Annotated in this window: 26 protein-coding genes and 1 tRNA gene; 14 read left to right on the forward strand and 13 right to left on the reverse strand. The window is 69.5% G+C overall.

Features of this window, described 5'->3' with window-relative positions:
• Positions 1-3: 3 nt before the first annotated feature.
• Positions 4-894 carry an MBL fold metallo-hydrolase gene (locus ABDK56_RS08435; protein ID WP_349807825.1) on the reverse strand — a complete coding sequence of 297 codons (891 nt, stop codon included), beginning with the start codon at positions 892-894 and terminating at the stop codon, positions 4-6.
• A gap of 56 nt (positions 895-950) precedes the next feature.
• Between ABDK56_RS08435 and ABDK56_RS08440 the strand changes: the two genes are divergently transcribed.
• From ABDK56_RS08440 to ABDK56_RS08450, 3 genes are read left to right on the forward strand one after another with little or no spacing between them, the layout of a single operon-like run.
• Positions 951-1,262, forward strand: coding sequence for an ArsR/SmtB family transcription factor (locus ABDK56_RS08440; protein ID WP_349807826.1), 312 nt, complete (start codon positions 951-953; stop codon positions 1,260-1,262).
• A 15-nt stretch (positions 1,263-1,277) separates the two neighbouring features.
• On the forward strand, positions 1,278-1,790 hold the full coding sequence (locus tag ABDK56_RS08445) for a rhodanese family protein (RefSeq protein ID WP_349807827.1): 513 nt from the start codon (positions 1,278-1,280) through the stop codon (positions 1,788-1,790).
• Positions 1,780-2,574, forward strand: coding sequence for a sulfite exporter TauE/SafE family protein (locus ABDK56_RS08450; RefSeq protein ID WP_349807828.1), 795 nt, complete (start codon positions 1,780-1,782; stop codon positions 2,572-2,574). Before ABDK56_RS08445 ends, ABDK56_RS08450 begins: the two co-directional genes overlap by 11 nt.
• Here ABDK56_RS08450 and msrA read toward each other — a convergent pair.
• Together msrA and ABDK56_RS08460 are read right to left on the reverse strand one after the other, a co-directional pair.
• Entirely contained in the window at positions 2,562-3,221 is a 660-nt protein-coding gene (gene msrA, locus ABDK56_RS08455) for a peptide-methionine (S)-S-oxide reductase MsrA (RefSeq protein ID WP_349807829.1), read from the reverse strand. The genes ABDK56_RS08450 and msrA overlap by 13 nt on opposite strands.
• A 78-nt stretch (positions 3,222-3,299) precedes the next feature.
• Positions 3,300-3,374: transfer RNA gene (locus ABDK56_RS08460), tRNA-Gly, on the reverse strand.
• 148 nt (positions 3,375-3,522) lie between these two features.
• Between ABDK56_RS08460 and ABDK56_RS08465 the strand changes: the two genes are divergently transcribed.
• Both ABDK56_RS08465 and ABDK56_RS08470 read left to right on the forward strand, forming a co-directional pair.
• A complete protein-coding gene (locus ABDK56_RS08465; protein WP_349807830.1) occupies positions 3,523-4,428 on the forward strand; it encodes a tetratricopeptide repeat protein in 906 nt (301 codons plus the stop codon).
• The gene (locus tag ABDK56_RS08470) at positions 4,425-5,063 is read left to right on the forward strand and encodes an LON peptidase substrate-binding domain-containing protein (protein WP_349807831.1); all 639 of its coding nucleotides are present in this window, start codon (positions 4,425-4,427) and stop codon (positions 5,061-5,063) included. The genes ABDK56_RS08465 and ABDK56_RS08470 overlap by 4 nt, the downstream gene beginning before the upstream one ends.
• Before the next feature lie 43 nt (positions 5,064-5,106).
• Here ABDK56_RS08470 and ABDK56_RS08475 read toward each other — a convergent pair whose 3' ends face one another.
• The gene (locus tag ABDK56_RS08475) at positions 5,107-6,327 is read right to left on the reverse strand and encodes a UbiH/UbiF/VisC/COQ6 family ubiquinone biosynthesis hydroxylase (RefSeq protein WP_349807832.1); all 1,221 of its coding nucleotides are present in this window, start codon (positions 6,325-6,327) and stop codon (positions 5,107-5,109) included.
• 169 nt (positions 6,328-6,496) lie between these two features.
• Here ABDK56_RS08475 and ABDK56_RS08480 point away from each other — a divergent pair, with 169 nt between their 5' ends.
• The 4 genes from ABDK56_RS08480 to ribA all read left to right on the forward strand — a co-directional run bounded on the left by ABDK56_RS08480 (position 6,497) and on the right by ribA (position 11,532).
• A complete protein-coding gene (locus ABDK56_RS08480) occupies positions 6,497-8,776 on the forward strand; it encodes an FtsK/SpoIIIE family DNA translocase (RefSeq protein ID WP_349808139.1) in 2,280 nt (759 codons plus the stop codon).
• A 96-nt stretch (positions 8,777-8,872) separates the two neighbouring features.
• Positions 8,873-9,484: a LolA family protein gene (locus ABDK56_RS08485; RefSeq protein WP_349807833.1), complete on the forward strand. Its 612-nt coding sequence runs from the start codon at positions 8,873-8,875 to the stop codon at positions 9,482-9,484.
• 228 nt (positions 9,485-9,712) lie between these two features.
• Positions 9,713-10,495 (forward strand): exodeoxyribonuclease III, encoded by a 783-nt coding sequence (locus ABDK56_RS08490; RefSeq protein ID WP_349808140.1) that lies wholly within the window; start codon positions 9,713-9,715, stop codon positions 10,493-10,495.
• Complete coding sequence (gene ribA, locus ABDK56_RS08495; RefSeq protein WP_349807834.1) at positions 10,492-11,532, forward strand: GTP cyclohydrolase II; 1,041 nt, start codon at positions 10,492-10,494, stop codon at positions 11,530-11,532. The genes ABDK56_RS08490 and ribA overlap by 4 nt, the downstream gene beginning before the upstream one ends.
• Here ribA and ABDK56_RS08500 read toward each other — a convergent pair.
• Positions 11,529-12,176 (reverse strand): YggS family pyridoxal phosphate-dependent enzyme, encoded by a 648-nt coding sequence (locus ABDK56_RS08500; RefSeq protein WP_349807835.1) that lies wholly within the window; start codon positions 12,174-12,176, stop codon positions 11,529-11,531. The two genes, ribA and ABDK56_RS08500, sit on opposite strands and share 4 nt — an antisense overlap.
• A 21-nt stretch (positions 12,177-12,197) precedes the next feature.
• Here ABDK56_RS08500 and ABDK56_RS08505 point away from each other — a divergent pair, with 21 nt between their 5' ends.
• Complete coding sequence (locus ABDK56_RS08505; protein ID WP_349807836.1) at positions 12,198-12,728, forward strand: thiamine phosphate synthase; 531 nt, start codon at positions 12,198-12,200, stop codon at positions 12,726-12,728.
• A 7-nt stretch (positions 12,729-12,735) separates the two neighbouring features.
• On the opposite strand, the gene ABDK56_RS08510 is transcribed toward ABDK56_RS08505, so the two are convergent.
• Positions 12,736-13,410: a porin gene (locus ABDK56_RS08510; protein ID WP_349807837.1), complete on the reverse strand. Its 675-nt coding sequence runs from the start codon at positions 13,408-13,410 to the stop codon at positions 12,736-12,738.
• A gap of 234 nt (positions 13,411-13,644) precedes the next feature.
• Between ABDK56_RS08510 and ABDK56_RS08515 the strand changes: the two genes are divergently transcribed.
• The 4 genes from ABDK56_RS08515 to holA are packed head-to-tail and all read left to right on the forward strand — an operon-like array spanning position 13,645 to position 18,150.
• Complete coding sequence (locus ABDK56_RS08515) at positions 13,645-14,079, forward strand: DUF3576 domain-containing protein (protein WP_349807838.1); 435 nt, start codon at positions 13,645-13,647, stop codon at positions 14,077-14,079.
• A 9-nt stretch (positions 14,080-14,088) separates the two neighbouring features.
• Positions 14,089-16,611 carry a leucine--tRNA ligase gene (gene leuS, locus ABDK56_RS08520; protein WP_349807839.1) on the forward strand — a complete coding sequence of 841 codons (2,523 nt, stop codon included), beginning with the start codon at positions 14,089-14,091 and terminating at the stop codon, positions 16,609-16,611.
• Positions 16,608-17,117 carry an LPS assembly lipoprotein LptE gene (lptE, locus tag ABDK56_RS08525; protein ID WP_349807840.1) on the forward strand — a complete coding sequence of 170 codons (510 nt, stop codon included), beginning with the start codon at positions 16,608-16,610 and terminating at the stop codon, positions 17,115-17,117. The genes leuS and lptE overlap by 4 nt, the downstream gene beginning before the upstream one ends.
• A gap of 10 nt (positions 17,118-17,127) precedes the next feature.
• The gene (gene holA, locus ABDK56_RS08530) at positions 17,128-18,150 is read left to right on the forward strand and encodes a DNA polymerase III subunit delta (RefSeq protein WP_349807841.1); all 1,023 of its coding nucleotides are present in this window, start codon (positions 17,128-17,130) and stop codon (positions 18,148-18,150) included.
• Here holA and ABDK56_RS08535 read toward each other — a convergent pair.
• Genes ABDK56_RS08535 through rho form a run of 7 tightly spaced genes read right to left on the reverse strand, consistent with a single transcriptional unit; the run spans position 18,147 to position 25,305 of the window.
• Positions 18,147-19,001 (reverse strand): ParB/RepB/Spo0J family partition protein, encoded by an 855-nt coding sequence (locus tag ABDK56_RS08535; RefSeq protein WP_349807842.1) that lies wholly within the window; start codon positions 18,999-19,001, stop codon positions 18,147-18,149. The genes holA and ABDK56_RS08535 overlap by 4 nt on opposite strands.
• Complete coding sequence (locus ABDK56_RS08540) at positions 18,998-19,786, reverse strand: ParA family protein (protein WP_349807843.1); 789 nt, start codon at positions 19,784-19,786, stop codon at positions 18,998-19,000. The genes ABDK56_RS08535 and ABDK56_RS08540 overlap by 4 nt, the downstream gene beginning before the upstream one ends.
• A complete protein-coding gene (gene rsmG / locus ABDK56_RS08545; protein ID WP_349807844.1) occupies positions 19,783-20,370 on the reverse strand; it encodes a 16S rRNA (guanine(527)-N(7))-methyltransferase RsmG in 588 nt (195 codons plus the stop codon). Before rsmG ends, ABDK56_RS08540 begins: the two co-directional genes overlap by 4 nt.
• Positions 20,367-22,085 carry a tRNA uridine-5-carboxymethylaminomethyl(34) synthesis enzyme MnmG gene (gene mnmG / locus ABDK56_RS08550; protein WP_349807845.1) on the reverse strand — a complete coding sequence of 573 codons (1,719 nt, stop codon included), beginning with the start codon at positions 22,083-22,085 and terminating at the stop codon, positions 20,367-20,369. Before mnmG ends, rsmG begins: the two co-directional genes overlap by 4 nt.
• A 7-nt stretch (positions 22,086-22,092) precedes the next feature.
• The gene (mnmE, locus tag ABDK56_RS08555) at positions 22,093-23,358 is read right to left on the reverse strand and encodes a tRNA uridine-5-carboxymethylaminomethyl(34) synthesis GTPase MnmE (protein WP_349807846.1); all 1,266 of its coding nucleotides are present in this window, start codon (positions 23,356-23,358) and stop codon (positions 22,093-22,095) included.
• Positions 23,355-23,993, reverse strand: a complete 639-nt coding sequence (locus ABDK56_RS08560; RefSeq protein ID WP_349807847.1) for a YjbE family putative metal transport protein — start codon at positions 23,991-23,993, stop codon at positions 23,355-23,357. The genes mnmE and ABDK56_RS08560 overlap by 4 nt, the downstream gene beginning before the upstream one ends.
• 55 nt (positions 23,994-24,048) lie before the next feature.
• Positions 24,049-25,305, reverse strand: a complete 1,257-nt coding sequence (rho, locus tag ABDK56_RS08565; protein ID WP_349807848.1) for a transcription termination factor Rho — start codon at positions 25,303-25,305, stop codon at positions 24,049-24,051.
• Positions 25,306-25,334 lie beyond the last annotated feature (29 nt).

Here is a 25,334-nt window from a genome sequence, read left to right on the forward strand (position 1 = left end):
CGCCTAGGCGAGCGAGCCGGCGTCGGCGCCTTCCTTGAGTACCACCGGAACGCGCAGGTAGCGCACTCCGTTCGCCTCGGCCGGCGGGAAGCGGCCCGCGCGCATGTTGACCTGGATCGAGGGGACCAGCAGCCGCGGAGTATCGAGCGTGCGATCGCGCGCCTGGCGCATCGCGACGAAAGCCTCCTCGCCGATGCCGTCGTGGACATGGGCGTTGGCGCGGCGCTGATCGGCGACGGTGGTTTCCCACGCGAAGGCTTCGCGGCCCGGCGCCTTGTAATCGTGGCACATGAACAGCCGGGTTTCGGGCGGCAGCGCGAGGAGGCGGCGGATCGAACGGTAAAGCTGGTGCGCGTCGCCGCCGGGAAAGTCGCAGCGCGCGGTGCCATAGTCGGGCATGAACAAAGTGTCGCCGACGAACACCGCGCCGCCGATGCGGTAGCTGACGTCGGCGGGGGTGTGGCCGGGGGTGTGCATCACCTCGATCGCGAGATCCCCGACCTCGATCGTCTCGCCGTCGGCGAGCAGCCGGTCGAAGTCGCCGCCGCCTTCCTTGACGTCGCTGGCGCCGAAGATCGGGCGGAAGATGGTCTGGACGTCGCGGACGTGCTCGCCGATCGCGATTCGCGCGCCGGTGCGCGCCTTGATCAGCGGCGCGCCGGACAAATGATCGGCGTGGACATGGGTTTCGAGCACCCAGTCGAGACTCACCCCTTCTTCTGCGGCGGCGGCGAGGATCGCGTCGACCGAATGATTGTCGACCGTGCCCGAGGCGACGTCGAAATCGAGCACCGGGTCGATCACCACGCCGTGGCGGGTCGCCGGGTCCCAGACGAGATAGCTGACGGTAAAGGTCGGCTCGTCGAAAAAGGCGCGGATCGCGGGCTCGGTCATGGGGCGAATATAGGGGTTGACGAATATATGATCAATTTCTAATTTAGCGTTCTCTTATGAATACCGGCCTCGAACCCGATTTCGTCGCCCGCTCGGCCGAGGCGGCGCAGCTGATGCGGCAGCTGGGCAACCAGCAGCGGCTGCTGATCCTGTGCCATCTCGAGGAGGCGGGGGAGCTGGGCGTCGGCGCGCTCGGCGGGCTGCTCGCGCTCAGCCAGTCGGCGCTGTCGCAGCACCTCGCGCGGCTTCGGAACGACGGGCTGGTCACCGCGCGTCGCGAAGGCCAGTCGATTCGCTATTCGGTCGCCGATCCGCGCGTCGGCACGCTGCTGGCGACGCTTCGCCAGATTTTCTGCCCGGACCTGTAGGAGGCCGTTTCGACGATGACGACGACGATTTCCCCCGACGAGGCGCACACGCGGATCCGCGGCGGTGCGACGCTGGTCGACCTTCGCTCGGCCGACGAGCGCGCGCGGGCGCGGATCGCCGGCAGCGTTCACGCGCCGCTCGATTCGCTTGGGGCAAGCGCGATTCCCGGCGAGACGCTGGTGTTCCATTGCCGCTCGGGGATGCGGACCCGCGCGGCGGCGGCGACGCTGGCCGAGGTCGCGAACGGGCGCGACTGCTACATCATCGACGGCGGGATCGACGGCTGGGCGAAGGCCGGGCTGCCGGTCGAGCGCGATTCGCGCGCGCCGATCGAGATGCAGCGGCAGGTGATGATCGTGGCGGGGACGCTGGTGCTGACCGGTACGCTGATGAGCCTGTTCGTGGCGCGCGCTTGGATCGGGCTGGCGATGTTCGTCGGGGCCGGGCTGACCGTCGCCGGGGCGACCGGATTCTGCGGAATGGCGAAGATCCTCGCGCTGATGCCGTGGAACCGCCGTGTGGCCTGACGCGCACTGGGCGATCGCCGCGATCGGCGGCGGGCTTGTCGGCTTCAGCCTCGCGCTGGTCGGCGGGGGCGGATCGATCCTGGCGGTGCCGATCCTGGTCTATGCGGTCGGGATCCGGTCGCCGCACCTGGCGATCGGCACCAGCGCGTTCGGGGTCGCGGCGAACGCGGCGATCGGACTGGTCGGCAAGGCGCGTGACGGTGCGGTGCGTTGGCGGCCCGGGCTGACCTTCGCCGCCGCCGGGGTGGCCGGGGCGGCGCTGGGCTCGGTCGCGGGCAAGGCGTTCGACGGGCAGCGGCTGCTGGCGCTGTTCGCGCTGTTGATGATCCTGGTCGGTGCGCTGATGCTTCGGCGGGGCGAGCCCGGCGAGGCCGCGCCCGCGCCGGGCGACCGGCGGACCGACGCCAGGCTGCTCGGGTACGGCTTCATCACCGGGGTTTTGTCCGGTTTCTTCGGGATCGGGGGCGGCTTCCTGATCGTCCCCGGGCTGATGGCGGCGGCGGCGCTGCCGATCTTCAACGCGATGGCGACCAGCCTGGTCGCGGTCACCGCGCTCGGGCTGACGACCGCGGCGAGCTATGCGCTGTCGGGACTGATCGACTGGCCGGTGGCGATCGCCTTCGTCGCCGGCGGGCTGGTCGGAAGCCTCGGCGGACGGCGGCTGGCGAAGCGGCTGGCGGCAAGACGCGGGGCGCTCACGCGGATCTTCGCCGGACTGATCTTCGCGGTCGCCGCCTACATGCTGTGGAAAGCGGGCGGGGCGGCGCTCGGTCAGGCGCGGTAGAGCGCCGGGAACAGTCGCTTCAGCGCCTCGACCTTCGGCCGGTCGTTGATCGCGATGTAGGGCGCGTCGGGGTGGGCGCGCATATAGCCCTGGTGATAGGTCTCGGCGCGGGTGAAGGCGCCCTGCTCGATGCTGGTGACGATCGGGCGCGGGAAGGCCCGAGCGGCCTTCAGCTGGGCGATGTAGGCGCGCGCCTGCCGCGCCTGCGCGGGCGAGGTCGGGAACAGCGCGGTGCGATACTGGGTGCCGCTGTCGGGGCCCTGCCGGTTAAGCGACGTCGGGTCGGCGACCACCGAGAAATAGATCCGCAGCAGCTGGGCATAGCTGACCACGCGCGGATCGAAGGTGACCTTGACCGTCTCGGCATTGCCGGTGGTGCCCGACGACACCTGTTCGTAGCTGGTCCCGCGCTTCGGCCCGGCATAGCCGGCGACCGCGCTGGTCACGCCCTTCACATGTTCGAACACGCCTTCGACCCCCCAGAAGCAGCCGCCGGCGAAAAAGGCGGTCTCGGACGGGCCGCCGGCGGGAAGCGAAAGCGCCGGGGGCGGAGTGAGGCGCGCCGATTCGGCGCTGGCGGTCAGGCTGGGGGCGAGCATCAACGCGCCGAGCGCGGCGGCGCCGAGAACAAGGGCAGTGCGGATCATCTTCTTCTCCATCGTCGCCACAGGTACGCGTGATAGCGCGCGCCGGATGAACGGTGGTGGAATTTCCGATTGGAAAAATGGAGCGGGCGAAGGGATTCGAACCCTCGACCCCAACCTTGGCAAGGTTGTGCTCTACCCCTGAGCTACGCCCGCTCGAACGCTGAGCCGCTCGGCCGGCACGCGTCATGCGTGTTGGCCCTGCGGCTAGGGTGATCGGGCCGCTAGCAGCCTCCCCCGCCCCACGCAACCCCCGTGCAAGCGCCGCTTGCTCCTTGCGCGCCGGACGCCCATATCGCGGCGCATGGCGACGCTGGGTATGAACGACGACGAGAAGGCGGCGATCGAGCGGTTCGAGCACGAGGTGATCGCGCCGTCGATGACCAGCCTGGTCATCCTCGATTTCTGGGCCGAATGGTGCGGGCCGTGCAAGCAGCTCGGCCCGGTCCTCGAAAAGGTCGCGGCCGACTATGCCGACCGCGGCGTGGTGCTCGCCAAGATCGACGTCGATGCCGACAAGCTGATCGCGAGCGAGTTCCGGGTCCAGTCGATCCCCACCGTCTATGCCATCTTCCAGGGACAGCCGGTCGCCGACCTGACCAATTATCGTACCGAGGCGCAGCTTGGCCGAGCGCTCGACCAGCTGCTCGGCCAACTGCCGGTCAAGGGCAAGGCGCAGGACCTGGCGGCCGAAATCGCGCCGCAGCTCGCCGCCGCCGAGGCCGCGCTCGACGCGGGCGATTCGCAGCGCGCCGAGATGGCGTTCGCGCAGCTGCTGGGGCTCGACCCCGACAATCCCGAGATCATCGGCGGACTTGCGCGCGCGATGCTGGCCGAGGGCAAGGTCGAGGCGACCCGCGCGCTGGTCGACCAATATGCCGCGACGATGCCCGACCACCCGGCGCTGGCGCGGGCGAAGGCGGCGCTGGAGGTCGCGTCGGCCCCCGCGGTCGACGTGTCGGGCGAGGAAGCGCGGCTGGCGGCGAACCCCGACGACCACGAAGCGCGCTTCGCGATTGCCAATGCGCGGATGGCGGGTGGGGACCGCGAAGGGGCGGCCGACGCGCTGCTCGAGATCATCGCGCGCGACCGCGACTGGAACGAGGGCGCGGCGCGGACGAAGTTGCTGCAACTGCTCGAGGCGGCGGGGTTCGGCGATCCGTGGGGCCGCGAGCAGCGGCGGCGGCTGTCGGCGATTCTCTTCACATGAGCGTGACTCGCGTCCGGCTGTTCCCGCTGTCGGGGTCGATCCTGTTCCCGCGCGCGCAGCTGCCGCTCCACATCTTCGAGGAGCGCTACAAGGAAATGGTCAGGGACGCGCTGGCGGGCGACGGGCGGATCGCGATGATCCAGCCGAGCCCGTCGGACCTGCGCGGCCCGGGCGATCCGCCGCCGCTCTATCGCGCGGGGTGCATCGGCGAGATCGTCGGGGTCGAGGAGCTCGACGGCGGGCGCTACAACATCGTGCTTCAGGGATCGGACCGGTTCCGGCTGATCGCCGAGGTCGATTCGGGAACGCCGTTCCGGCAGGCCGACGTCGACCCCGACGCGTTCGACGATTCGGAACCCGAGCCGCTGCCGCTCGCCCTGCGCAGCGCGGTCGAGCAGGAAGCGCGGCTGTTCGGCGACGCGCTCGGGCTGGTGGTCGACTGGGAAGCGGTCGGGCAGCTCGACGACGAACTGCTGGTCAACGCGATCGCGCAGGTCGCGCCGTTCGACAGCGGGGCGAAGCAGGCGCTGCTCGAGGAACCCGCGCTAAAGGACCGCGCCGACCTGGTCGTCCAGCTGATGCAATTCCAGCGAATCGCGCCCGGCGGCGCCGACGCGGGTCAGACGATACAATGATCGCGCGCAGCCTGTCCGGGGGACAGGCGAGCACGGGCATGCTCTAGATCGGCAGGCCGCGCAGGAGCAGGGGCAGGTCGCCGCTGGTGCCGCGCGCTTCGGCCATCAGCCGGTCGCGGACCGGGCCGATGCGGTTGATCACGCCCATGCCGAGCCGGCGCACCGCCGAGGCGGTCCGGCCGGGGACGCCGTAGAGCCGGGTCAGCCCGTCGGTCGCGAGGCTGACCATGAAGGTGTCGAGGCTGCGCCAGCGCTGGTAGCGTTCCATCAGCTGCGCATCGCCGAGGTCGAGCCCCAATCGCGCGCCTTCGACCAGCACCTGGGTCAGCGCGGCGACGTCGCGGTAGCCGACGTTGATCCCCTGCCCCGCGATCGGGTGCATCCCGTGCGCGGCGTCGCCGACGAGCGCCAGCCGCTTGCCGACGATCCGCGCGGCGTGGTGGAAGCCGAGCGGGTAGGAGGTGCGCGGGGCGATCGCGCTCATCGCGCCGAGAAAGCCGCCGCACGCGGCCTCGGCCTCGGCGGCGAAGTCGGCGTCGGACAGCGAGAGAAACCCGGCGGCATCGTCCTTGCCGACCGACCAGACGATCGCCGAGCGATGGCCCTCCTCATCATCGGCCATCGGCAGCAGCGCGAACGGGCCGGCGGGGTAGAAGATTTCGTAGGCGACACCCTCGTGCGGGCGTGCGTGGCGGAGCGTCGAGACGATCGCGGCATGATCGTAGCGCCAGCTCGCCATGCGGATCCCCGCCGCCTCCCGGGTCGGGCTGCCCCGGCCCTCGGCGGCGACCAGCAGCGGCGCGGCCACCTCGCGCCCGTCGTCGAGCGTGACGCGCACCCCGAAATCGCCGCGATCGACCGCGACCGGCTTCGCCGTCCAGCGCAGGTCGATCGCCTTGCCCGTCTCGGCGCGGGCGCGGAGCGCGGCGCGCAGGTGGCGATTCTCGTGCATCACCCCGAGCGGCTCGTCGTCACCCTCGGACGGCTCGAAGGTCAGCCCGCCGGGCGCGAGGCCGTCGGCGACCTGGATCGCGCGGATCGGGCCGCCGGGGACGGGGAAATGGTCGGCGACCCCGATCGCCTGGAACATCCGCATCGACGAGGAGGAGACCGCGGTGGTCCGCCCGTCGAACGCGGCGTCGAGCCGCGTGTCGGGATCGGCGGGGTCGATCACGATCGAGGAAAGCCCGCTCGAATCGAGCGCGGCGGCGAGCGACAGGCCGACCAGCCCGCCGCCGAAGATGATCACGTCCGTCCGGTCCATGCCCGCTAATTAGTGATTGCGCCGTGGCTTGGCGAGGCTTGTCGGCGAGTCCGGCGCAAGGCATTGTGGCGTCACGACGAATTTTTCGGGGGATCGAATGGCGACCGCGGTGCAGCGGGCACAGAAGCGCGACCTGGAGCCGCATTGGCGCGACAAGCTGTCGGCGTCGATGCGCGCCTTTTTGCGCCGGTCGAGCGGGATGCTGCTGGTCGCGCTGGCGGTGGCGCTGGCGGTCGCGCTGGCGACCCATTCGTCGACCGACCCGAGCCTGTCGACCGCCGCCGCCGGGCCGCCCGCCAACTGGCTGGGCGGGTTCGGCGCCTATGCCAGCGACGCGCTGCTGCTGCTGTTCGGGATTCCGGCGGCGCTGCTGCTACCCTTGGTCGCGCTCGCAGGGCTTCGGATGGCGCGCGACAGCGACACCCCGCACCTCGGCCGCGCGCTGCTGGTCGGGGCGGTCGGGGCGGGGCTGATCGGGATCGCCGCGGCGATGCTGTCGGGATCGGGCGTGTCGGGGCTCCCTGCCGGCTGGGGCGGGCTGGTCGGGCTGGGCGGGGCGCACGGCATCGACGCGCTGGTCGGGCTGATCGGCAATCCCGCGATCGCCGGGCCGGTGCGGCTGGCGGCGATGATGATCCTGGTGCTCGCCGGGCTGGCGGTCGGCTGGCTCGGGCTGGGGCTGACCAGCGAGGAAAAGGCGTGGGCGGGCGACCGGCTGCGCCGCGATCCCGACCGGCCGGTGCGCCCGCGCCGGACCGAGCGCGACGAGCGCGTCGGCGACGAAGACGAGCCGGTCGCCGCGCCGCCGCGATCGCGGCCCGCGGTCGCGGTCACCGACCCGACCCGCGCGATCCAGCCCGCCGCCAAGGCGCCGGCGGCCAAGCGCGGCAAGGCCGCAGCCCCTGCCGCGGGGCAGGCGACGCTGGCGCTCGGCGATACCTACAAGCTGCCGCCGATCGACCTGCTGAGCCCGCCCCCGCCGCACGACAAGAAGTCGATCGACCGCGCCGCGCTCGAGCGCAACGCAAGGCTGCTCGAGAGCGTGCTCGAGGACTTCCACGTGCGCGGCGACATCGTCGAGGTGCGCCCCGGCCCGGTCGTCACCATGTACGAGCTCGAGCCCGCGAGCGGGATCAAGGCGAGCCGGGTGATCCAGCTGGCCGACGACATCGCGCGCAACATGAGCGCGCTGTCGGCACGCGTCGCGACCATTCCCGGGCGAAGCGTGATCGGGATCGAGCTGCCCAACGCCAACCGCCAGACGGTGTCGCTGAGCGAGCTGGTCGGGAGCCAGGCGTTCGCCGACCAGGCGATGAGCCTGCCGCTGATCCTGGGCAAGAACATCTCGGGCGATCCGGTGATCGCCGATCTCGCGCCGATGCCGCACCTGCTGGTCGCGGGCACCACCGGGTCGGGCAAGTCGGTCGGGCTCAACTGCATGATCCTGTCGCTCCTCTACCGGATGGACCCCGACGAGTGCCGGATGATCATGATCGACCCGAAGATGCTCGAGCTGAGCATCTACGACGACATCCCGCACCTGCTGTCGCCGGTGGTGACCGAGCCGGGCAAGGCGATCCGCGCGCTCAAATGGACCGTCGAGCAGATGGAGGAGCGCTACCGGATGATGGCGAGCCTGGGGGTGCGCCAGCTCGCCAGCTTCAACGCCAAGGTACGCGAATCGAAGGCCAAGGGGGCCAAGCTCGGGCGGCGCGTCCAGACCGGTTACGACGCCGACACCGGCCAGCCGATGTACGAGACCGAGGAGCTGGAATACGACCTGCTGCCCCAGATCGTGGTAGTGGTCGACGAGCTGGCCGACCTGATGATGACCGCGGGCAAGGAGGTCGAGTTCCTGATCCAGCGGCTGGCGCAAAAGGCGCGCGCGGCGGGCATTCACCTCATCATGGCGACCCAGCGCCCGTCGGTCGACGTCATCACCGGCGTGATCAAGGCGAACCTGCCGACGCGGATCAGCTTCCAGGTTACCAGCAAGATCGATTCGCGCACCATCCTTGGCGAGCAGGGGGCCGAGCAGCTGCTGGGCAAGGGCGACATGCTCTACATGCCCGGCGGCAAGCAGATCCTTCGCGTCCACGGCCCTTTCGTCAGCGACGACGAGGTGCGCGCGGTCGCCGATTACTGGCGCAAGCAGGGCACCCCCGACTATATCCAGGCGGTCACCGAGGAGCCCGAGGACGGCGGCTATCTGTTCGACGGCCAGCCGACCGGCGACGACGACCCCGAGACCCAGCTCTATCGCAAGGCGATCCAGATCGTCGCCGAGAGCCAGAAGGCGTCGACCAGCTACCTCCAGCGCCAGCTTCGCGTCGGCTACAACAATGCCGCGCGGCTGATCGAGCGGATGGAAAAGGACGGGCTGGTCGGGGTCCCCGACCATGTCGGGCGGCGCGAGGTGCTGATCGATACCGACGGACACCCTCTCTAGGATACGCGCCCGGCTGAACCGTTCGGAACCGGAAGGTTCAGGGGGCATTAAATGGGCGGGGGCCAGAGCGGGCCAGCATTTTTCACGGAGATTTTCATGTTCGCCACCCGTTATGCGCGTTTCGCCGCGCCGGTCGCTCTCGTCGCGCTGGCCGCGCCGGCCCCGGCCCAGAACGCCGACCTTGCGCGGGTCCAGCAGAGCATCGCCGCGACCCAGTCGCTGACTGCCAACTTCGTCCAGACCGACGGGCGCGGGCGGCAGTTGCGCGGCGCGCTGTCGATGAAGCGGCCGGGCAAGATCCGCTTCGACTATGGCCAGAACGCCGACATGCTGCTGGTCGCCGACGGGCGGCAGATCCACTTCCTCGACTATTCGGTCGGGCAGCACAGCCGCTATTCGATCGCCAATTCGCCGCTGTCGGCGCTGCTCGACGCCAACCCCAACCTTGCGCGGATCGCGACGATCCAGAACAGCGGCAGCCCGAACCTGGTCGTGATCCGCGCGCGCGACGCGCGCCGTCCCGAGTTCGGGACGCTGGTCATGGCCTTCTCGCGCAATCCTGCCGCGCCCGCCGGGCTGAAGCTGGAGGGGTGGACCGCGATCGACGCGCAGAACAAGCGGACCAAGGTCGTGCTGTCGAACCAGCGCTACAATGTCGCGGTGCCCGACAGCGCCTTCACCTTCGCCGAGCCGAAAAAACGCGGCTGAGCTTCATTTCGTATTGAATAGCAACCCGTTAAGCTTGGCGACAGACTTCGCCCGTTATGGGCAAAATCGATTGCGGCGATAACCACTGGGTTTCCCCCTGTTACCCGAGGTTGCCGCGATCGCCTTGCGTGACGAACGCTTGGTTGGCCCTGGTTCCATGCCCCCGGAACCAGGGCCTTTTATTTTGCCTGCGCCCAGCGGCGCGCTAGGAGCCGGGGCGTGACTCGCCTGAAAATCGCCAGCTGGAACATCAACTCGGTGCGCGCGCGCGCGGGGATCGTCGCGCGGCTGCTCGACGAGGAGCAGCCCGACGTGCTGTGCCTGCAGGAGACCAAGGCGACCGACGACGTCTTCCCCGGCGGCCTGTTCGCCGAGCGCGGCTACGTCCACCACGAGCTCAACGGGCAGAAGATGCACCACGGGGTCGCGATCCTCAGTCGCGTGCCCCTGACCGACCCGGGGCGCCACGACTGGCAGGACAATGGCGAGGCGCGGCACGTCGGGGCAATGCTTCCCGGCGGGGTGCGGCTGGAGAATGTCTATATCCCCGCGGGCGGCGACGTTCCCGACCGGACGCTCAACCCCAAGTTCGGGCAGAAGCTCGATTTCCTCGAGCGGATGACCCGCTGGTCGGAGGGGCTTCGCCAGCCGACGCTGATCGTCGGCGACTTCAACGTCGCGCCGCTCGAATGCGACGTGTGGAGCCACAAGGCGCTGCTCGACGTCGTCAGCCACACCCCGATCGAGGTCGAGACGCTCGCTCGCCTGCAGGCGGCGCACGAGTGGGTCGACCTTGGCCGTCGATTCATCCCCGCGCCCGAGCGCAATTTCACCTGGTGGAGCTACCGCGCGCAGGACTGGGCGGCGAGCGATCGCGGGCGGCGGCTCGACCATATGTGGGCCTCGCCGAGCCTCGCGCCGCAGGCAGTCGCGCACCGCGTGCTCGAGCCGGTGCGCGGGTGGGAGCGGCCGAGCGACCATGTGCCGCTGCTGGTCGAGCTCGAGCTGTGACGGGCGCGCCGCCGCTCGCCGCCGCGATCGCCGCGCTTCGCGCCGGGCGGCCGGTGCGCGTCGACGGAATCGGCGTGCTGTCGGTCGAGACCGGCGGTGCGGCGATGCTCGAGCTGCTCGACCCGACCCATCGCGCGCCGCTGCTGATCAGCGGCGAGCGCGCGGCGGCGCTCGGCATGGGCAATGCGCGCGAGGCGAGCGATTCGGCGCGCCCGGTGCAGGTCGCGCGCGACGCGTGGCTCAACCAGGCGGCGGCGCTGGCATTCGCCGACCCGGCGACCGACGGGTCGCGCGCGCCGTCGGGGCCGCTGCGGGCCGAGCCGCTGGAGAGCCCCGGGTCCGCCGCGGCGGCGCTCGACCTCGCGCGGCGCGCCGGGCTGTTGCCCGCGCTGTGGCGGGTCGAGCCGGGGGAGAACTGGCCGGCGGTAAGCGCGGGCGAGGTCGTCGCGCCGGGCGAGGCGGTGATCGTCGCGCGCGCGCGGCTGCCGGTCGACGGGCTGCCGCCGTCGCAAATGGTGTCGTTCCGCGATTCGGCGTCGGGCGAGGACCATGTCGCGCTGGTCGTCGGCGCGTTCGGCGGGGCGCCGCCGCTGGTCCGGCTGCACAGCGAGTGCCTGACCGGCGATGTGTTCGGCAGCCTCAAATGCGATTGCGGGCCGCAGCTCAGGCAGGCGCTGCGGCTGATCGGCGAGGCGGGGGGCGGGATCCTGCTCTACCTTCGGCAGGAAGGGCGCGGGATCGGGCTGGCGAACAAGCTGCGCGCCTATGCGCTTCAGGATCGCGGGCTCGACACGGTCGACGCCAACCGGCGGCTGGGGTTCGCCGACGATGCGCGCAACTATGACATGGCGGCGGCGATGCTCCGTGCGCTGGGGGTGCGCGAGGTGCGGCTGCTGACGAACAACCCGGCCAAGGTCGCCGGGCTCGAGGCGGCGGGGATCGCGGTGGCCGAGCGGGTCGCGCACCGCATGCCCGCCAACCCGCACAATGCCGATTATCTGGCGACCAAGCGCGAGCGGTCGGGGCACATCGGCTAAAGGTCCTCGAACAGCGCGGTGCCGACCCGGACTTGGGTCGCGCCGAGCATCACCGCGGCTTCGTAATCGCCGCTCATCCCCATGCTGAGCCCGGTGACGTCATGCCGCCGCGCGAGCTCGGCGAGGAGCGCGAAATAGGGGGACGCCTGGACCCCTTGCGGGGGGATCGCCATCAGCCCCGCGAGCGCGACCGGGCCGGCGCGGACCCGGTCGAGGAAGGCGGGCAGCGCGTCGATCGCGATCCCGCCCTTCTGCTCTTCCGCGCCAATGTTGACCTGGACGAAGGCCGCGGGCGGGGCGTCGGTCGCGGCCATCGCCTCGAGCAGAGAGTCGCGGTCGAGCGAGTGGATCGTGTCGAACAGCGCCGCCGCCTCGGCCGCCTTGTTCGATTGCAGCCGACCGATCATGTGGAGCCGGACGTCGGGGTAGCGGGCACGAAGCGCGGGCCATTTCTCGGCGGCTTCCTGCACCCGGCTCTCGCCGAAGTCGCGCTGGCCGGCGGCGATCAGCGCCTCGATCGCGTCGACGCCGCGGGTCTTGGAGACCGCGATCAGGGTGATGTCCCCGGGCGCTCGGCGCGCGGCCTTGGCGGCGCGGGCGATCCGGGTGCGGATCGTGTCGAGGCGGGTTGCGGCGTCGGTCATCGCGCGCGCTATAGCAGCGCGATGGACCCGCGCCACATCCCGACCCGCTGGCTGATGACCGATGAGCGGCTTGGGGAGCGGCTGTTCGAGGCGATCGCGCGGGTGCCGCGCGGTGGCGGGGTGATGTTCCGCCACGATTCGCTCGGTCCCGCGGCGCGCGCCGCGCTGGCCGGGGCGGTGGCGGAGCTTTGCGCGCGGCGCGGGCTGGTGCTCGGCGTCGCCGCCGATGCCGCGCTGGCGCGGAGGCTCGGGGCGCGGTTCGTCCATCGCCCGGTCGGGGATTCGGCCGGGGTGGCGGTCACCATGCCGGTGCACGACGCAGAAGAAGCGCGGGCAGCGAGCGCGGCAGGAGCGGCGGCGGTGTTCGTCTCGCCGCTCTTCGCGACGCGCTCGCATCCCGGTGGCGGCGCGCTCGGTCCGCATCGCGCCGCCGAGCTCGCGGCGATCGCGGGGGTGCCGGGAATCGCGCTCGGCGGAATGGACGAGGCGCGGTTCGCCGCGCTCGACGGGTTTCACGGATGGGCGGGGATCGACGCCTGGCTGGCGGCGTGACGACGGCTCAGAACTTGAGCGCGGTGCCGATGTAGACTGCCTGGCTGTCGCGGCGCTTGTCGGACAGCAGATTGTCGCGCTGTTCGTCGATCCGGTAGCGGACCCCGCCGGTGACCGCGAGCCGCATGCTGAGATCATAGGCGCCGCCGACGTCGAGCGAATAGCGCTGCGGCTGGGCAAGCGCGGGGACGGTGCCCGACCCGCGTTCGGCCCCGACCGCGACCCGGCCGCTGAACCGGCGGAGGCTGTAGCTGACCCCGACCAGTGCGCTCGAGCGGGTGCCGATCGCCGAATCGGGATCGCGGGTCGAATTGACGTCGCCGCCGACCGCGAACCGCTTCCAGCCGACCGCCACCCCGAGGTTGTAGCTGGTCGGGGTCAGCGGGTTGGCCGACGGGGCCGGCACTGACGCCGGGCGGGCGACGCCGGGGCCGGAGACGCGGGCGCGTACCGCGACGCGGATTTGCGACGGGCGGCCCTTCGCCGCCGCGGGGGTGAAGCTGAAATCGGTGATCGACGAGGCGCGCCCCGCGAACTTGGCGGCGAGCCGGGGATCGGCATCGGCCGGGGTGAAGGAGGATAGCTGGTCGACGCTGAACGAGACCGCCGGCGGGCGGGAAGCGCCCTTGCCGGCGCCGATCGCCATCGCCGGGGCGAGCAGGAGCAGCGCCGCGATCCCCATCGCGGCCCGTCCACGCTTCGTGCTGATTGCCCCTTGCAACACGCCAACGACTCCGTTCCTGCCCCGAAATATAGCTCCAGCCCCGCGTCTGTTCCATGACGAAAGAGTCGTTTGCCCGGCGCTGTTGCGGCGGGGGCACAGCCGCGCGGCCAAACTGCCCGCTTGCCGAAGGGAGCGCGCACCCTATAACGGCGCCAACGCCCCTCAATCAGGCCCTTAGTCAGGAACCTTCGGATGTCCCGTTTCAAGATCGCCACCGCCGCCGTCGGCCTCGCTGCGCTTGCCGCCGGGGGCTGCGCCCGCCATTCGAACGCGCCGACCCCGCTGGCGTCGGCCCGCATGACCTCGATCGGGGTCAACGCCTACCTGTGGCGCGCCGCGCTCGACACGCTGTCGTTCGCGCCGCTGGCGAGCAGCGATTCGAACGGCGGGGTGATCATCACCGACTGGTATTCGAGCCCGAACAACCCGAATGAGCGCGCGCGGATCACCGCGACGATCCTCGACCAGACGCTCCGCGCCGACGCGCTTCGCGTCGCGGCGGTGCGGCAGGTCAACCAGGGCGGAAGCTGGGTCAACGCGCCGGTGTCGGCGGCGACCACCCAGAAGCTCGAGGACATTATCCTCACCCGCGCCCGCGAGCTTCGCCGGACCACCCTCATCAAGTAAGGCCCGATCATGACCGAGCGTTTCGATCCGGGCCAGGCCGACGCCCGGTGGCAGGCGCGTTGGGAAGAGGCCGCCAGCTTCCGCGCCGACAGCGGTAGCGCCAAGCCCAAGAGCTATGTGCTCGAGATGTTCCCCTATCCGTCGGGGCGCATCCACATGGGCCATGTCCGCAACTACACGATGGGCGACGTGCTCGCCCGCTATCGCCGGATGCAGGGGCACGAGGTGCTCCACCCGATGGGGTGGGACGCGTTCGGCATGCCCGCCGAAAATGCGGCGATGGAAAAGAAGGTCCATCCCGGCGCATGGACTCGCGAGAATATCGCGACGATGCGCGCGCAATTGAAGCGGCTCGGTTTCGCGCTCGACTGGAGCCGCGAGCTCGCCACCTGCGAGCCCGACTATTACGGGCACGAGCAGGCGCTGTTTCTCGACCTGATGGCCGCGGGCCTCGTTTTCCGCAAGGAGAGCGAGGTCAACTGGGACCCGGTCGACATGACCGTGCTGGCCAACGAGCAGGTGATCGACGGCAAGGGCTGGCGGTCGGGGGCGCAGGTCGAGCGGCGCAAGCTGAGCCAGTGGTTCCTCAAGATCACCGACTTCGCCGAGGAGCTGCTCGACGGGCTGAAGGGGCTCGACCAGTGGCCCGACAAGGTGCGGTTGATGCAGGAAAACTGGATCGGCCGGAGCAAGGGGCTGCAATTCTGCTTCCGCCTCGCCGGGACGCCGCCCGGGGGCGCGAGTTGCGACATCGAGGTGTTCACGACGCGGCCCGACACCATCTTCGGGGCGAGCTTCGTCGCGATCGCGCCGGGGCATCCGCTGGCCGAGGCGGTCGCGGCTGGCAATTCCGAGGCGGCGGCGTTCATCACGAAGGCGCGCGCCGGCGGGACGACCGAAGCCGAGATCGAAACGGCGGAGAAGCTGGGGTTCGATACCGGGCTCGAGGTCGTCCACCCTTTCGACAGCCAGCGCCGCCTGCCGGTGTGGATCGCGAACTTCGTGCTCTCGGACTACGGCACCGGCGCCCTATTCGGGGTGCCGGCGCACGACGCGCGCGATTTTGATTTTGCGAATAAATATCATCTGCCGATCCGGCGTGTCGTAGCGGCGGATGCCGGGCAGGCCGACCAGCCGATCATGGAGCCGGAGACTGCGCCTGGAATCGCGGTCCACTCCGACTTCCTCGACGGGATGACGAGCGAGGCGGCGAAGGCCGAGGTGATCCGCCGCGCCGAGACCGGCGGGTGGGGCAAGGGCGTCACCCAATATCGGTTGCGCGACTGGGGCGTCAGCCGCCAGCGCTATTGGGGCACCCCGATCCCGGTCATTCACTGCGACAAGTGCGGGCCGGTCGGGGTGCCGCGCGACCAGCTGCCGGTGGTGCTGCCCGAGGACGTCGCCTTCGATCAGCCGGGCAACCCGCTCGATCGCCACCCGAGCTGGGGCAAGGTCGATTGCCCGAACTGCGGCGGCGCGGCGCGGCGCGAGACCGACACGCTCGACACCTTCGTTGATTCGAGCTGGTATTTCATCCGCTTCGCCAGCCAGCCCGACGGCGCGCCGTTCGACCGCGCCGAGGCCGAGCAATGGCTCCCGGTCGGCCAATATATCGGCGGGGTCGAGCATGCGATCCTCCACCTGCTCTACGCGCGCTTCTGGACCCGCGCGCTCGAGCGGATCGGCAAGCTGGGGCTCGCCGAGCCGTTCAAGGGGTTGTTCACCCAGGGAATGGTGACCCACGAAACCTATCGCGCGGGCGACGGCAGCTGGCTGAGCCCGGGCGAGGTGCGACGTGAGGGCGACGACTGGATCCATGTCGAGAGCGGGTCGCCAGTGACCGCCGGCCGGATCGAGAAGATGTCGAAGTCGAAGAAGAACACGGTCGATCCCGAACCGATCGTCGACCGCTACGGCGCCGACGCGGTGCGCTGGTTCATGCTGTCGGACTCTCCGCCCGAGCGCGATCTCGAATGGTCCGAGGCCGGGATCGAGGGGGCGGCGCGCTTCGTCCAGCGCGTGTGGCGGCTGGCGATGGCCGAGGCGAACGGCGACGGCGCCGACGACGCGCTCGACCGCAAGCGGCACCGAGCGATCGCCGCGGTGGGCGAGGCGATCGACGGGTTGCAGTTCAACAAGGCGGTCGCCGCGCTCTACGAGCTGACCAACGCGGTCGAGAAGTCGGCGCCGTCGGCGAGTCGGAGCGAGGCGATCGACACGCTGCTCAAGCTGGTCGCGCCGATGGCCCCGCACCTGGCCGAACAGGCATGGGCCGAGCGCGGCGGGGCGGGGATGATCGTCGACCAGCCGTGGCCGGCCCATGACCCGGCGATGCTGGTCGACGAGCAGGTGACGCTGGCGGTGCAGGTTAACGGCAAGCTGCGCGATACGCTCAGCGCGCCGCGCGGGCTGTCGCGCGAGGAGGCCGAGGCGCTGGCGCTGGCCAGCGACAAGGTTCGCGCGCACCTCGGCGGCGGCGCGCCGCGCAAGGTGATTGTCGTTCCCGACCGGCTGGTGAATATCGTCGCATGAGCCGCCGCCTCGCCCTGCTGCTATGCTTCGCGCTTCCCGGTTGCGGGCTTCACCCGCTCTACGCGGGCGGCGCGTCGGCCCCGGTGGCGGTCAGCCTGGCGTCGATCAAGGTCGACCCGATCCCCGAGCGCGGCGGCTGGCTGGTGCGCAACGCGCTGGTCGACCGGCTGGGAAGCGAGCAGGGCAACGCGCCCGCGCCCCGCTATCGGCTGCGAGTCGAGCTCGACGACAGCATCACTGGCTTCGGCATTCGCGGCGACCGCGCGGCGACCCGCGAACGGCGGGCGCTCCGCGCGCGCTATCGGCTGGTGACGGTCGACCGGGGCGAGACGGTGCTCGACGCGACCGCGGTGGCCGACGCGGGGATCGACGTCGTGTCGAGCCCCTATGCCACCGTCGCCGCCGAGGACAGCGCGCTCGAGCGGCTGTCGGGCGAGATCGCCGACCAGATCGTCGCCCGGCTCGGCCTTTACGCGACCCGCGCCGGGGCGGCGCCCGCGCCGTGACGCCGCGACGGTGAAGTCGGCGAAGGGGCAGATCGAGCGGGCGATCGCGCGGCCCGATCCGGGGGTGCGCTTCTACCTGTTCCACGGTCCCGACGAGGCGGGCAGCCGCGCGCTTGCGCTCAGGCTGCTCAAGGGCCTCGGCGATGCCGAGAAATTCGTCGTCGTCGGCGCCTCGGTCAAGTCGGACCCGGCTTCGCTCGCCGACGAAGCGGGTGCGATGTCGCTGTTCGGCGGCAAGCGCGCGATCTGGATCGAGCCGGCGGGGGAGGAGATCCTCGACGGGGTCGCGGCGCTGCTCGATGCGCCCGGCGGCGAGAGCGCGGTGATCGCGATCGCCGGGACGCTGAAGCGCGGATCGGGGCTGCTCAAGCTCGCGGAGGCGCATCGCGCGGCGCTGGCGCACGTCAGTTATGTGCCCGAAGGGCGCGGAATGGCCGAAATCGTCGCCGAACTCGGGCGGCGTCACGGGCTGGCGATCGGGCACGACGTCGCCGAGCGGATTGGCGAGGCGAGCGGATTCAACCAGGCGATCGCCGAGCGCGAGGTCGAGAAATATGCGACCTACCTGTCAGCCAGCGCCGACCGCCTGGTGTCGCTCGAGCTCGAAGTGCTCGACCTGCTCGAATCGAACCATGGCGAGGTCGACCTGATGCGGCTCGGCGACCTCGCGCTGGCGGGGAAGATGGACGAATTGCTCGACGACCTCGGCCAGCTCCCGGGATCGGGCTCGGACGCGATTCCGATCGTGCGCGCGGTGCAGCGCCGGCTGCTGATGTTGGCGCCGCTGCGCGCCCAGATCGAGGCAGGACGAAGCCGAGACGACGTCATGACGTCGATGGGCAAGGCGCTGTTCTGGAAGGATAAACCGCTGATCGGCCGGCTGCTCTCGTCGTGGCCGTCGAGCGCGCTCGCCGAAGCCGCCGCGCGCGTCGGCGCGCTCGAGAAGCGGCTGATTTTCGGCGACGGGCCGAGCGACGCCGAGCTCGGCGAGACGATGGTGTCGCTGGCGCGCGCGTCGCGTCGTTCGCGCTAGATCGGTTCGCCGCTGAGGCGCTGGCAGATCATGTCGAGCTGGTCCAGGCTGGCGTAGGACAGGGTGACCGTGCCGCCGCCGCGGCCGTGCGCGACCCGAACCTTCAGCCCAAGCATATCGCCCAACTGGCGTTCGAGCGCGGCCAGGTCGGCGTCGACCGGCGCGGTCGCCTTCGTCTCGACCCTCTGCTTCGGTTTCGCCCCCTTGGCGCGCGCCTCGGCTTGGCGGACGGTGAGGCCGTTCTCGACGATATCTTTCGCCAACGCCGACGGATCGTCAGCCCCGACGACGGCGCGCGCATGTCCCATGCTGATATCGCCTCGCAGCAGCATGTCACGCACGTCACCGGGAAGGCCGAGCAGCCGGAGCAGGTTGGTAACATGGCTGCGGGACTTGCCGACGAGCTTGCCGACCGCGTCCTGCGTGTGGCCGTGCCGGTCGATCAACTGCTGGTAGGCGTCGGCTTCCTCGATCGCGTTGAGATCGGCCCGCTGGATATTCTCGATCAGCGCGACCTCGGCGGTCGACTCGTCGTCGAGGTCGCGCACGATCGCCGGGATGCGGTGAAGCTGTGCGCGCTGCGCCGCGCGCCAGCGACGCTCCCCCGCGACGATCTCGTAACCATCGCCGACCGCGCGGAGGAGGATCGGCTGGAGCACGCCGCGCGCCTTGATCGACGCGGCGAGGTCGGCGAGCGCTTCCTCGTCGAACTGCTTTCGCGGCTGGTCGGGGTTCGGCCGGATCGACGCGACGTCGATGTCGCGCACGCCGGACGATTCTCCATCACGCGGACGGTTCGATTCCTCGATCAGCGCCCCGAGCCCGCGTCCAAGTCCAAGCGGCCGCTTCACGCTGCCTCCGCCTCGGCATGACGCGGAAGCCGCGCGACAATTTCGCGCGCGAGCTTGAGATAGGCCTCCGACCCCGGGCATTTGAGGTCGTAGATCAATGCCGGGAGCCCGTGACTCGGCGCCTCGCTAAGTCGCACGTTGCGCGGGACGACCGTGTCGAACACCGCGCTGCCGAGGCACGCCCGAACGTCCTCGGCGACCTGCTGCGACAGGTTGTTGCGCCGGTCGAACATCGTCAGCGCGACCCCCAGGATCGCGAGGTCGGGATTGTAGGCGACGCGGATCCGCTCGACCGTCTGGAGAAGCTGGCTAAGCCCCTCGAGCGCGAAGAACTCGCACTGGAGCGGAACCAGCAAGCGCTGCGCGGCGACCAGGGCGTTGATCGTCAGCGTGCCGAGCGACGGCGGACAGTCGAGCAGGCAAATTTCCCACGCGCCGGCCGGCGCTTCCTCCATCGCCTGCTTGAGCCGATGCATGCGGTCTTCGAGCCCGACCATTTCGACCTCGGCACCCGATAAGTCCATCGTCGCGGGGACGATCGACAGCAGCGGAACGCGCGTCTCGACCGCCGCCTCCGCCAGCGTCGCCTCGCCAAGCAACACGTCGTAACTCGAGTGAAGGCGATCGCCCTGCCGCACGCCAAGCCCGGTGGACGCATTCCCCTGCGGATCGAGGTCGATTAGCAGCACGCGCCAGCCGATCGCGGCCATCGCGGTCGCGAGGTTGATCGCGGTGGTCGTCTTGCCCACCCCGCCCTTCTGGTTGGCGATTGCGACGCAGATCATCTCTTCCCCCTCCGCCGGACATTGGTGGCGACGACGACCGCGGCTTCGTCGCTGGTGACGCTCGGTCTGAGCCGGAAGTCACCCTGCCACGACCGAGTCGCGGTTTCCAGCTCGCTTTGGGCGTTCCGCCCCTTGGGGAAGACGAATGTCGTCCCGGCGTGAGCCAAATGCCACGTGAGACCGAGCAAGCGATCGAGCGGGGCCACAGCGCGAGCGGTGATGACGTCGAATGCGCCCGACGCCGACGACGCCGAGCCGTGATGGATCGAAGCGTTGGCGAGGCCGAGATGATCGACCACGTCGGTGAGGAACTGCACCCTTTTTGCCCGGGGTTCGATGAGAACGATCGGTGCGTCGGAGGCAATGGCGATCGGGATGCCCGGCAGCCCGGCGCCGCTCCCGACGTCGGCCCAAGTTCGACCCTTGGCGAGGTCCAAGAGCTGCAGGCTATCGCGGATGTGGCGATCCCAGACGTCCGCTTCGGTGCTCGATGAAATCAGGTTCTGTTGTCGTGATTCGGCGAGGAGCATTGAGACGTAGGCCTCAAGCTTCTCCGATGTTTCACGTGAAACACCGTCGATCATCGCGCTTTGGCCAAGGCGAAGTGAAGCGCGGCGATGGCGGCGGGAGAGATACCTCGAACGCGCTCGGCCTGCTCGAGGGTCTCGGGCCGACTGCTCTCGAGCCTCTCCCGCATTTCGTTGGAGAGACCGGGAACGGCTCCATAATCGAAGGCGGCGTTGATCGGCCAGTGACTCGCCTTCCGGCGGCCGTCCAGCTCTCGGCGGTTCCGTTCGATATAGGGCGCGTAGATGTTGTCCTGCTCGGCCTCGGCCATGGCAAGGACGTCGAGAGCGGTTGACGTATGATCGTTCGAAGCGCCCGTCTTTGACTTGGCTTTGAGGTAAGCACGCCATGCCTCTTGCTGCGTCTTGTCGAGCAACCCGTGCCCTTCGGCGATCGGCCCCAACCGACTCCATGCGTTGTCGGCCCGGAGCGACAGGCGATGCTCCGAGCGCGCGGTCAGCATGCGGTACGGTTCGCTGATCCCGTGGAGTGTGAGATCCTCGATCATGACACCGAGATAGGCCTGCCCGCGCTCGATCGTCAGCGGTTCGAGCCCGCACGCCATCGCCGCGGCGTTGGCCCCGGCGACCAGGCCTTGGGCTGCCGCTTCCTCGTAACCGGTGGTGCCATTGATCTGGCCCGCGAGGAAAAGGTTGGGCAAGTCGCGGTGAGCAAGCGTCCGATCGAGATGGCGGGGATCGGCGTGGCGATACTCCACCGCATAGCCGGGGGCGGTCATTCGCACACGCTCGAGCCCGACGATGGCGCGTAGAAATGTCTCCTGCGTGGTCGTCGAGAGCGAGGTAGAGATGCCGTTTGGATAAACGGTCGTATCGTCGAGCCCCTCTGGTTCGAGGAAGATCTGGTGATGGTCGCGATCGGCGAAACGCTGCAACTTGTCCTCGATCGACGGACAGTAGCGCGGCCCGCGCCCCTCGATCTCGCCGGCCAGTAGCGGCGATTCGTCGAAACCTTCACGCAAAGCCGCGTGAGCGCGCGGATTGGTGGCCGTGATCGCGCAAGCGAGCTGAGGCAGATGGACTTGCCCGACGGCACCCAGCGACATCCACCAGGGCTCGCGATCGCTGGGTTGCGGGGTTAATCTTGCCCAGTCGATCGTCCGTCCGTCGAGGCGCGGCGGGGTGCCCGTCTTCAGCGTGTCTTTCGCCAGCCCGAGTTCGGCGAAACGGTCGCCAAGTCGCGTCGCCGCGAAATCGCCAAGCCGCCCGCCCTGCCAGCGCTCACGGCCTCGAAACATGGTGGCGCCGAGAAACGTCCCCGTGGCAACGACAACCGCGCCGGCTCCAACCAGATTGCCGGAAGCGAGACGGAGTTCGACGACCGTACCGGCGCTCTCGACAAGGTCGACAACTTCTCCCTCGATCACCGTTATGCCGGCCTCTTGGACCGTCTGCCGAACCGCCGCCGCAAAGAGCCGCCTATCGGCCTGGATCCGAGGACCGCGGATAGCCGCGCCCTTGCTAGCATTGAGCATACGATAGTGGATTGCCGCTCGGTCGGCGGCTTGGGCCATCACTCCGCCGAGCGCATCGACCTCGCGCACGAGGTGCCCCTTGCCGACGCCGCCGATCGACGGATTGCAGGACATCCGCCCGATGTCGTTCGACGAGAAGGTAACTATCGCCGCGGTGGCGCCACGACGCCGCGCGGCGCACGCAGCCTCGACGCCCGCGTGACCTCCACCGATGACAACGACGTCGAAATGTTCCACGTGAAACCTATTTGCCGACGCAAAATCGCTGCATGAGCGAATCCAGCATCGCCTCGATGCCGACCCGACCGGTAATCGCCATGAGCGCCTCGCGCGCCGAACGCAAATGCTCGGCGATAAGGATAAGGTCGCTGGTCGACTGTGCCTCTGCCAATCGCGATGCCGCCTGGGCGAGGAGTGCACCGCCACGCTCGTCGATCGTCGCCTGCGACGCAGCGGGAAGAAGCGGTCTACCGACGTCGATCAGGCGCTCAAGCAGAACAGTGACGCCTTCGCCGGTAGTCGCCGATACGCCGATCCTCCCCGGCAGCAAGGGAAGCCGGTCTGCCTGCGCGCTTACCTTGACCACCTTGGCGGCAAGCGGTGGCGGCGGCTCGCGATCGAGCCACAGGACGATGTCCGCCCGGTCGACTTCGGACCGCGTGCGCTCGATCCCGAGCGCCTCGACCGGGTCGTCGCTGTCGCGCAATCCCGCCGTATCGACCAGGACGAACGGAATGCCGTCGATCGCAACCGGTGCCTCGATCGTGTCGCGGGTGGTCCCTTCGACCGGGGTGACAATGGCGCGACTTTCCCCGATCAACGTATTGAAAAGACTGGACTTTCCGATATTCGGCGGGCCCGCGAGGACGACCCGAATACCGTCGCGAAGACGCTCAAGCCTCGGCTGAGCGAGCAAATTTGCGATCTCGCCCCGGATCGCCTCCATCTCGAGGCGGTCGATCGGCGGCGCGCGGTCGTCCTCGTCATAATCGATCGCATATTCGGCGCCTGCCGAGAGCGCCACGATACGGTCGGCCCAGCCCTCGATCCGACGCCGCACAGCACCCTCGGACCGCGCGATCGCGCTCCGCCGCTGGAGCTCGGTCTCGGCGGCGAGCAGGTCGGCAAGCCCTTCGGCCTGAGTCAGGTCCATCACGCCGTTGCTCAGCGCGCGGCGGGTGAATTCGCCGGCCTCGGCGCGGCGCACGCCCGGGAAACCGGCGAACGCGGCAATCACCGCCTCGCTGACCGCGCGGCCGCCGTGGCCGTGGAATTCGGCGATCGCCTCGCCGGTCGCGCTCGCGCCCTCGGGGAAGAGGATTACCAGCCCGCGATCGATTGCTTCTCTCGAAACGGGATCGCGAAGCGTGCGTAGGGCGGCGACGCGCGGGGCGGGGAGCGGGCCCGCCAGCGATCCAATCGCCGCCCACGCTGCAGGCCCGCTTAAGCGCGTTACCGCGATAGCCGCCGGGGGCCGCCCGCTCGACAGCGCGACGATCGTGTCGCTCACGTCAGCAACGGCGCGACGTCGTGCCAGCCTTCCCAGATCATCGTGCCGGCGACGTAGAGGATCATCGCCAGCCCGATCCACGCGATCCAGCGGAAACGCTGGATCAGCTGCGCGACGAAGGTCGCCGCGATTCCCATCACGGTGACCGAAAAGGCGAGGCCGATGAACAGCACGGTCGGGTGCTCGCGCGCCGCGCCGGCGACCGCGAGGACGTTGTCGAGGCTCATGCTGAGGTCGGCCAGCGCGACCTGGATCACCGCCTGGGTGAAGGTCTTGGTCGGCCGCGCGGCGTCGGCCACATCCGCCCCGTCGTCAGTGCCTTCGCCCGCGGGCGCGTGACGCAGCTCGCGCTGCATGTTGAACGCTACCCACAGCAGCACCACGCCGCCCGCCAGCAGCAGCCCCGGCACCTGCAGCAGCGCGGTCGCGACAAGCGCGAAGCCGATCAGGAACAGCAGCGCCAGCGCGACCCCGATCAGGATGATCTTCCGTCGCTGTTCGCGCGGGAGGCCGCTGGCGATGGTGCCCATGATGACGACATTGTCGCCCGCCATGGTGAGGTCGATCAGGATGACCTGGACCAGCGCGGCAAGCCCTGCGCTGGTGAAGACGTCGGCGAAACTCAGGTCGGGCATGACAACTCCCGCGCCCGACCGAGCACGCGCGAAGCGTGCCCGGTCTCGGGCTCAGCTATTGATTCATACTCGCGAAGAAGTCTTCGTTCGACTTGGCGTCCTTCATCTTGTCGAGCAGGAACTGCATCGCGTCGACCGTGCCCATCTGCATGAGGATCCGGCGCAGCACCCACATCTTGGTAAGCGTCGCCTGGTCGACCAGCAGCTCTTCCTTGCGGGTGCCCGACTTGCCGACGTCGAGCGAGGGGAAGATGCGCTTGTCGCTGACCTTGCGGTCGAGCACGATCTCGCTGTTGCCGGTGCCCTTGAACTCTTCGAAGATGACCTCGTCCATCTTCGAGCCGGTATCGATCAGCGCGGTGGCGATGATCGATAGCGAGCCCCCTTCCTCGATGTTGCGCGCGGCGCCGAAGAAGCGCTTCGGCCGCTGCAGCGCGTTGGCGTCGACGCCGCCGGTCAGCACCTTGCCCGACGAGGGCACGACGGTGTTGTAGGCGCGGCCGAGGCGGGTGATCGAGTCGAGCAGGATGACGACGTCCTTCTTGTGCTCGACGAGGCGCTTGGCCTTTTCGATCACCATTTCGGCCACCTGGACGTGGCGGCTGGCGGGCTCGTCGAAGGTCGAGGAGATGACCTCGCCATGGACCGAGCGCTGCATGTCGGTGACTTCCTCGGGCCGCTCGTCGATCAGCAGCACGATCAGGAACACCTCGGGATTATTGTCGGTGATCGCGCGCGCGATGTTCTGCAGCAGCACCGTCTTGCCGGTGCGCGGCGGCGCGACGATCAGCGCGCGCTGGCCCTTGCCGAGCGGCGAGACGATGTCGATCACCCGCGCGCTTTTGTCCTTGATCGTCGGGTCGAGCGTGTCGAGCTTGAGCTTCTTGTCGGGATATAGCGGGGTGAGGTTGTCGAAATTGACCCGGTGGCGGACCGCATCGGGGTTGTCGTAGTTGATCTGGGTGACGCGGGTCAGCGCGAAATAGCGCTCGCCGTCCTTCGGCGCGCGGATCTCGCCCTCGACCGTGTCGCCGGTGCGAAGCCCGAAGCGGCGGACGAGGTTGGGCGCGACATAGATGTCGTCGGGGCCGGCGAGATAGTTCGCCTCGGGGCTGCGCAGGAAGCCGAAGCCGTCGTTGAGCACTTCGATCGTGCCCGTGCCCATGATCTCGGCGCCGCTTTCGGCGCGGACCTTGAGGATCGAGAACATCAGGTCCTGCTTGCGGAGCGTCGAAGCGCCCTCGACGCCCATTTCCTCGGCCATGGCGACGAGGTCGGCCGGGGCTTTGGCTTTGAGGTCTTTCAAATGCATGTGGAGGGTCTTTCGGTGGAAAAATTGTC

It is taken from the genome of Sphingomonas sp. ASV193, assembly GCF_040203355.1.
In the GTDB taxonomy this organism is placed as follows: domain Bacteria; phylum Pseudomonadota; class Alphaproteobacteria; order Sphingomonadales; family Sphingomonadaceae; genus Sphingomicrobium.

What these genes read in the sequence shown, in the direction of transcription:
- ABDK56_RS08435 (WP_349807825.1), bottom strand. Translation starts at nt 894, where the DNA reads ATGACCGAGCCCGCGATCCGCGCCTTTTTCGACGAGCCGACCTTTACC.
- ABDK56_RS08440 (WP_349807826.1), top strand. Translation starts at nt 951, where the DNA reads ATGAATACCGGCCTCGAACCCGATTTCGTCGCCCGCTCGGCCGAGGCG.
- ABDK56_RS08445 (WP_349807827.1), top strand. Translation starts at nt 1,278, where the DNA reads ATGACGACGACGATTTCCCCCGACGAGGCGCACACGCGGATCCGCGGC.
- msrA (WP_349807829.1), bottom strand. Translation starts at nt 3,221, where the DNA reads ATGATCCGCACTGCCCTTGTTCTCGGCGCCGCCGCGCTCGGCGCGTTG.
- ABDK56_RS08465 (WP_349807830.1), top strand. Translation starts at nt 3,523, where the DNA reads ATGGCGACGCTGGGTATGAACGACGACGAGAAGGCGGCGATCGAGCGG.
- ABDK56_RS08470 (WP_349807831.1), top strand. Translation starts at nt 4,425, where the DNA reads ATGAGCGTGACTCGCGTCCGGCTGTTCCCGCTGTCGGGGTCGATCCTG.
- ABDK56_RS08475 (WP_349807832.1), bottom strand. Translation starts at nt 6,327, where the DNA reads ATGGACCGGACGGACGTGATCATCTTCGGCGGCGGGCTGGTCGGCCTG.
- ABDK56_RS08480 (WP_349808139.1), top strand. Translation starts at nt 6,497, where the DNA reads ATGCGCGCCTTTTTGCGCCGGTCGAGCGGGATGCTGCTGGTCGCGCTG.
- ABDK56_RS08485 (WP_349807833.1), top strand. Translation starts at nt 8,873, where the DNA reads ATGTTCGCCACCCGTTATGCGCGTTTCGCCGCGCCGGTCGCTCTCGTC.
- ABDK56_RS08500 (WP_349807835.1), bottom strand. Translation starts at nt 12,176, where the DNA reads ATGACCGACGCCGCAACCCGCCTCGACACGATCCGCACCCGGATCGCC.
- ABDK56_RS08505 (WP_349807836.1), top strand. Translation starts at nt 12,198, where the DNA reads ATGGACCCGCGCCACATCCCGACCCGCTGGCTGATGACCGATGAGCGG.
- ABDK56_RS08510 (WP_349807837.1), bottom strand. Translation starts at nt 13,410, where the DNA reads ATGGGGATCGCGGCGCTGCTCCTGCTCGCCCCGGCGATGGCGATCGGC.
- ABDK56_RS08515 (WP_349807838.1), top strand. Translation starts at nt 13,645, where the DNA reads ATGTCCCGTTTCAAGATCGCCACCGCCGCCGTCGGCCTCGCTGCGCTT.
- leuS (WP_349807839.1), top strand. Translation starts at nt 14,089, where the DNA reads ATGACCGAGCGTTTCGATCCGGGCCAGGCCGACGCCCGGTGGCAGGCG.
- lptE (WP_349807840.1), top strand. Translation starts at nt 16,608, where the DNA reads ATGAGCCGCCGCCTCGCCCTGCTGCTATGCTTCGCGCTTCCCGGTTGC.
- ABDK56_RS08540 (WP_349807843.1), bottom strand. Translation starts at nt 19,786, where the DNA reads ATGATCTGCGTCGCAATCGCCAACCAGAAGGGCGGGGTGGGCAAGACG.
- rsmG (WP_349807844.1), bottom strand. Translation starts at nt 20,370, where the DNA reads ATGATCGACGGTGTTTCACGTGAAACATCGGAGAAGCTTGAGGCCTAC.
- ABDK56_RS08560 (WP_349807847.1), bottom strand. Translation starts at nt 23,993, where the DNA reads ATGCCCGACCTGAGTTTCGCCGACGTCTTCACCAGCGCAGGGCTTGCC.
- rho (WP_349807848.1), bottom strand. Translation starts at nt 25,305, where the DNA reads ATGCATTTGAAAGACCTCAAAGCCAAAGCCCCGGCCGACCTCGTCGCC.